This is a genomic window from Nocardioides sp. (genome assembly GCF_050699375.1).
Lineage (GTDB): Bacteria > Actinomycetota > Actinomycetes > Propionibacteriales > Nocardioidaceae > Nocardioides.
Window position 1 is genome coordinate 1 of the sequence record NZ_JBOHDN010000014.1, and the last position, 5,227, is coordinate 5,227.

Consider the following 5,227-nt stretch of genomic DNA (forward strand, 5'->3'; position numbering starts at 1 on the left):
AGCCGATAGTTCGTCCCTGGTCCGTCGTCAGGGTGCGTGCTGGGCAAGGCGCCCCTGCGAAGGCATACCGGGGTCTTTCGAGCGGGGGCAACGCCGCCCAGTGCGTGCCATGGCGGCGGACCGGGGAGGAACTTGAGGCGATGACCACTAGTGGGCCGGGGCGTCGTTGCGCTCGGGGGCGGGGAAGGCGACCCGGTTGAGGCCGCGGACGGCAGGGCTCAGCAGCGTCGCCAGCGAGATCACGACGTAGGCGATCCCGGCGATCGCGAGTATGTTCTTGATCCCGTACGCAGCGGCCAGCGGTCCCATCGCCAGCTGGCCGATCGGGATGGCGATATAGGTGCCGAGCTGGTCGTAGGAGGACGCCCGGGAGAGCAGGTCGCTCGGGACGTTCTCCTGCATCGAGAGCTGCCAACCGAGGCTGAAGACCTGGATGCCGGCCCCGGAGAGAGCGGCCGCGGGAAGCAGCACGGCCAGCTCGGTGGAGAACCCGAGAGCGGCGATCGGCAGGCCGAACAGGGCCATCCCGATCATGCCGAAGAGCAGCGGCCGCTCCAGTCGTACCTTCATCAGGACGAGCGTCGCGGTGAGCACGCCGATGCCTTGGAAGGTCAGGATCAGCCCCCAGCCGCCGGCGCCGAGCGAGGATCCCTCGGCGCGCTGCGGGCCGAGGGTGAGCAGCCCACCCTCGTAGAGGGCGTTGAGCATGGTCGCGGCACCGACGCAGAGCCACAGCCAGGTCGTCGTGCGGAAGTAGTTCCAGCCCAGGCGCAGGTCTCCGATGATCGAGGCCTTGCCGGTGACCGTGCCGCTGAGCTTCACCGGCAGCAACAGCACCGCGGCGATGAGCCAGGTGGCCGCGTCGATGGCCAGCGCCCAGCCGGCACCGATGCTGAGGACCAGCAGGCCCGCGGTGCCGGGGCCGGCGACCGCGACGACGGCCCTGGTCAGCGACATCAGCACGTTGGCTTCCTGCAGCATGGACCGCGGCACCACCAGCGGGATGATGCCCTGCTGGGCGGGCAGGCCGGCCGCGGAGACGATGCCGTTGAGCGCCGAGAGCGCGATCAGGTGCCACAGCTCGGCGACACCGGAGATGACGAGGACGGCCACGGCGGCCTGGCTCAGACCGGAGACCACGTTTGAGGCGAGCAGGACACGAGCACGGCCCATCCGGTCGGCGAGCACGCCACCGATGAGCATGAAGATGATCATCGGGATGGTGCGGGCGGCGAGGACGGCGCCGATCGCGATCGGGGCGTCGCTCACCTCCAACACCGCGAAGGCGAGGGCGACGGGCGCCATGAAGTTGCCCACCAGGTTTACCGAGCGGGATGCGAAGAACCACCGAAAGTGGGGTTGGCGAAGGGGGGCTGTCGCCGAGATCGGAGCCATCCGGAGAGGATAGACGGAAAGCCCATTTCTATGGGTGGAAGTCGGTCAATTCTGTCATGAGACCGTTATTCCGGCCGCTCGCATCTCGTCGACGGCGGTTGCCGTGGTCGCGGGGGCCACTCCGGCCGTCAGATCGGTGAGCAGCCGCGTGCGGAAACCGGCGCTCTGTGCGTCGATCGCGGTGGCACGTACGCAATGGTCTGTCGCGAGACCGCACACGTCGACCTCCTCGATGTCGTGGGCGCGGAGCCAGTCGGTCAGGCCGACGCCGTCGGTGGCCGCGCCCTCGAACCCGGAGTAGGCCGCTGCGTACTCACCCTTGCGGAAGATCTCGTCGAAGCACACCGGGTCGAGGTTGGGGTGGAACGCCTCGCCCTCGGTGCCGACCACGCAGTGCGCCGGCCAGGAGTCCACGTAGTCCGGCGGGTTGCCGAAGTGCGCGCCCGGGTCGATGTGGTGGTCCTTGGTGGCCACGACCAGTCCGTACGTCTGGTCCGGCTCCTTGCTCGCGGCTCGCTCCCGCAGCAGCTGGCCGATGTCATAGGCCACCCGCGCGCCCCCGGTCACAGCCAGGGACCCGCCCTCGCAGAAGTCGTTCTGTACGTCGACCACGATCAGTGCACGCGTCATGCTCGCCACACTAACCCGGTGTCACTGGAAGAGGGTCGGGATCGCCGGGTCGCCCTTGAGGAGCGAGTGGGCGATCACGGGGAGCTCTGCGACCGAGGCCTGATGGCGGTCCCTGGCGGCGTCGAGGGGCTCGCGGCCGACGACCTTTCCGGCCTTGACCAGGTGGGTGAGCAGCGGGCGGTCGTTTCCGTCGCCGTCGGGGGGAGTGCCGATGCCGATCACCTCGGCGTCGGCTGTGTCCATGCCTGTGGACTTGCGGTTGCGGCGGCGCAGGGCGTACTTCCGCCCGCCGATCGAGGTCTTGGCGGCGCTCTTCTTGGCGACCGGCTCGAGCTCGCCGGAGGCGCCCTCGCGGGCGACCAGCTTGTAGACGAATCCGGCGGTCGGGTGACCCGAGCCGGTGACCAGCTGGGTGCCGACGCCGTAGCCGTCGACCGGGCTGGCGGCGAGGCCGGCGATGGCGTACTCGTCCAGGTCGCTGGTCACGATGATCTTCGTGCTGGTGGCGCCGAGGTCGTCGAGCTGGCGGCGTACGTCATGGGCGAGGAGCCCCAGGTCACCGGAGTCGATCCGCACCGCACCGAGCTCGGGACCGGCGATCTCGACCGCCTTCGCCACCGCCTCGGCGATGTCGTAGGTGTCCACCAGCAGGGTGGTGCCCTTGCCGAGCGAGGCGACCTGGGCCCGGAAGGCCTGCTCCTCGGTGTCGTGCAGGAGCGTGAACGCGTGGGCGGAGGTGCCGGTGGTGGGCACCCCGAAGAGCTCTCGGGCGGCGAGGTTCGAGGTGGCGGTGAAACCGGCGACGTACGCAGCGCGGGCGGCGGCGATCGCGGCCGCCTCGTGGGTGCGGCGCGAGCCCATCTCGATGCACGGGCGCTCCCCGGCCGCCATCGTCATCCGGGAGGCCGCGGTGGCGATGGCCGAGTCGTGGTTGTAGATCGAGAGCAGCACCGTCTCCAGGACGACCGCCTCGGCGAAGCTGGACTCCACCACGACCAGTGGCGACTGCGGGAAGAACGTCTCGCCCTCGGCGTACCCCCAGATGTCGCCGGTGAAGCGGTAGCTCGCGAGCCACTCCAGGGTCGGTCCGTCGACGACGCCCTCGAGCACCGCCAGTTGCTCGGGGCCGAAGCGGAAGGCCTCGATGGCGTCGAGCGCGCGCCCGACCCCGGCCACCACGCCGTAGCGCCGCCCGCCGGCGAGCCGCCGGGGGAAAAGCTCGAAGACGCCACGGCGCTCCGCGGTGCCCGCCTCGAGGGCGGCCTGGAGCATGGTCAGCTCGTAGTGATCTGTCAGGAGCGCGGTCGAGTCCGCTGTCGAGTCCACGGGATCATCGTGGCACGATGGATGCCATGAGCGAGCGCAAGCGAGCGACCGTCAGGGTCCTCATGTCGCCGGGTCCGTACTCTTGCGCCTGCGCTACGGAGTCGGCGATATGAGCGCGCCAAGCCCCGTGGAGCTCGACGAGCCCGAGATCGACGAGGTCGTGGCCCCGTCGACCCCATGGGTGACCATCGTCTGGAACGATCCGGTCAACCTGATGTCGTACGTCACCTTCGTCTTCCAGAAGTACTTCGGCTACTCGAAGAAGAAGTCGGAGAAGCTGATGATGGAGGTGCACCAGGACGGTAAGTCGGCGGTCTCCTCCGGGTCGCGCGAGGAGATGGAGCGCGACGTGCAGGCGATGCACGAGTACGGGCTGTGGGCGACCCTCGAGAAGCAGGACTGATGGGCGGGTTCAGCTACCACCGGCGCAGCAAGCAGATCATCGCGACCTTCTCCGGGTTCGAGGCCGACCTGCTGCGTTCCCTCGCCTCCCAGCTCGTCGAGCTGCTCCGCAACGAGGTCGCCGCGCCCGCCGAGAGCGATGACCCGCTGGAGGCCATGCTCGACTTCTCGGGGCCGACCACCGAGCCCGAGGACCCGGTGCTGAAGCGCCTCTTCCCGACCGCCTACGGCGAGGACGAAGAGGCAGCCGGAGAGTTCCGGCGCTTCACCGAGGGCGGGCTGCGTGACGGCAAGGCACGAGCGGCCGCGACGATCATCGACGAGCTGGAGGAGGCCGGGCTCCCGGCCGAGCTGGACGAGGACGGGATGGTCATCGACGTCGAGCTGTCGATGGGCGAGGCCGAGGCGTGGATGCGCTCGTTCACCGACATCCGGCTGGCGCTCGCGACCCGGCTCGGTGTCGAGGAGGGCGACGAGGACTTCTGGGACTCGCTTCCCGACGACGACCCCGCGGGGCAGGTCTACGGGATCTACCAGTGGGTCGGAATTCTCCAGGAGACGATCGTCGAGGCCCTGTGGGCCGCGTCCTAGCGAGTGCCCACGGCTACACCATCCGGACGGGCGGCGTCGACCATGTCCGACACCCGGGCACGTACGTCGTTGATGTGCTGTCGGCCTAGGCTGATCGTGTGTTGACCATCGACCAGGCGACGTACGACGCGATCATCGCCCACGCGAAGCGTGACCATCCCGACGAGGCGTGCGGGATCGTCGCGGGCCCCGAGGGCTCGGACCGGCCCGAGCGGTTCATCGAGATGATCAATGCCGCCGGGAGCCCGACGTTCTACGAGTTCGACTCGACCGATCTGCTCCAGCTCTACAAGGAGATGGACGCGAACGACGAGGAGCCGGTGATCGTCTACCACTCCCACACCGCCACCGAGGCCTACCCGTCCCGGACCGACATCGGGCTGGCGATGGAGCCGAACGCGCACTATGTGCTGGTCAGCACCCGCAACTGTTCCAATGATGGGGGCAACGACGAGGGGCCGGCGGAGTTCCGCTCCTATCGCATCGTCGACGGCAACGTCACCGAGGAAGAAATCAACATCGTCGCGACGTTGTCGTGACCGAACCGAGCACATCTCAGCTAGGAGAACCCATGGCCATCGAGGTCAAGATCCCGACCATCCTCCGCACCTACACCGCCGGCGAGAAGGCGGTCTCCGCCGAGGGCAAGACCCTGAGTGCGCTCATCGACGACCTCGAGGCGAACCACTCCGGCATCAAGGAGCGCCTCATCGACAACGGCGACCTGCGCCGCTTCGTCAACGTCTACATCAACGACGAGGACGTCCGTTTCATCGGCTCCCTAGACGCGGACCTGAAAGACGGCGACCAAGTAGTCATCCTCCCAGCCGTAGCCGGCGGCTGCTGACCCTTCAAGACCGCGGTGTGCTGCCAGGAGTGCGTC

Annotated in this window: 7 protein-coding genes; 4 read left to right on the forward strand and 3 right to left on the reverse strand. The window is 68.5% G+C overall.

The genetic code is table 11. The features are described from left to right. Positions 1-147: 147 nt before the first annotated feature. The 3 genes from ACRDPS_RS00600 to ACRDPS_RS00610 are packed head-to-tail and all read right to left on the reverse strand — an operon-like array spanning position 148 to position 3,351. Positions 148-1,395: an MFS transporter gene (locus ACRDPS_RS00600; protein ID WP_431499674.1), complete on the reverse strand. Its 1,248-nt coding sequence runs from the start codon at positions 1,393-1,395 to the stop codon at positions 148-150. Positions 1,396-1,449: 54 nt separating this feature from the next. Continuing rightward, positions 1,450-2,034, reverse strand: a complete 585-nt coding sequence (locus ACRDPS_RS00605; protein WP_431499675.1) for a nicotinamidase — start codon at positions 2,032-2,034, stop codon at positions 1,450-1,452. A 12-nt stretch (positions 2,035-2,046) separates the two neighbouring features. Then, positions 2,047-3,351, reverse strand: coding sequence for a nicotinate phosphoribosyltransferase (locus tag ACRDPS_RS00610; protein ID WP_431499676.1), 1,305 nt, complete (start codon positions 3,349-3,351; stop codon positions 2,047-2,049). A gap of 109 nt (positions 3,352-3,460) precedes the next feature. On the opposite strand from ACRDPS_RS00610, the gene clpS reads away from it, so the two are divergent. From clpS to ACRDPS_RS00630, 4 genes are all read left to right on the forward strand, one after another. Next, positions 3,461-3,754 (forward strand): ATP-dependent Clp protease adapter ClpS, encoded by a 294-nt coding sequence (clpS, locus tag ACRDPS_RS00615; protein WP_431499677.1) that lies wholly within the window; start codon positions 3,461-3,463, stop codon positions 3,752-3,754. After that, positions 3,754-4,344, forward strand: a complete 591-nt coding sequence (locus ACRDPS_RS00620) for a DUF2017 domain-containing protein (RefSeq protein ID WP_431499678.1) — start codon at positions 3,754-3,756, stop codon at positions 4,342-4,344. Before clpS ends, ACRDPS_RS00620 begins: the two co-directional genes overlap by 1 nt. A 98-nt stretch (positions 4,345-4,442) precedes the next feature. Then, positions 4,443-4,883: a Mov34/MPN/PAD-1 family protein gene (locus ACRDPS_RS00625; protein ID WP_431499679.1), complete on the forward strand. Its 441-nt coding sequence runs from the start codon at positions 4,443-4,445 to the stop codon at positions 4,881-4,883. A 32-nt stretch (positions 4,884-4,915) separates the two neighbouring features. Further along, positions 4,916-5,191 (forward strand): MoaD family protein, encoded by a 276-nt coding sequence (locus ACRDPS_RS00630; RefSeq protein WP_431499680.1) that lies wholly within the window; start codon positions 4,916-4,918, stop codon positions 5,189-5,191. Positions 5,192-5,227: the final 36 nt, after the last annotated feature.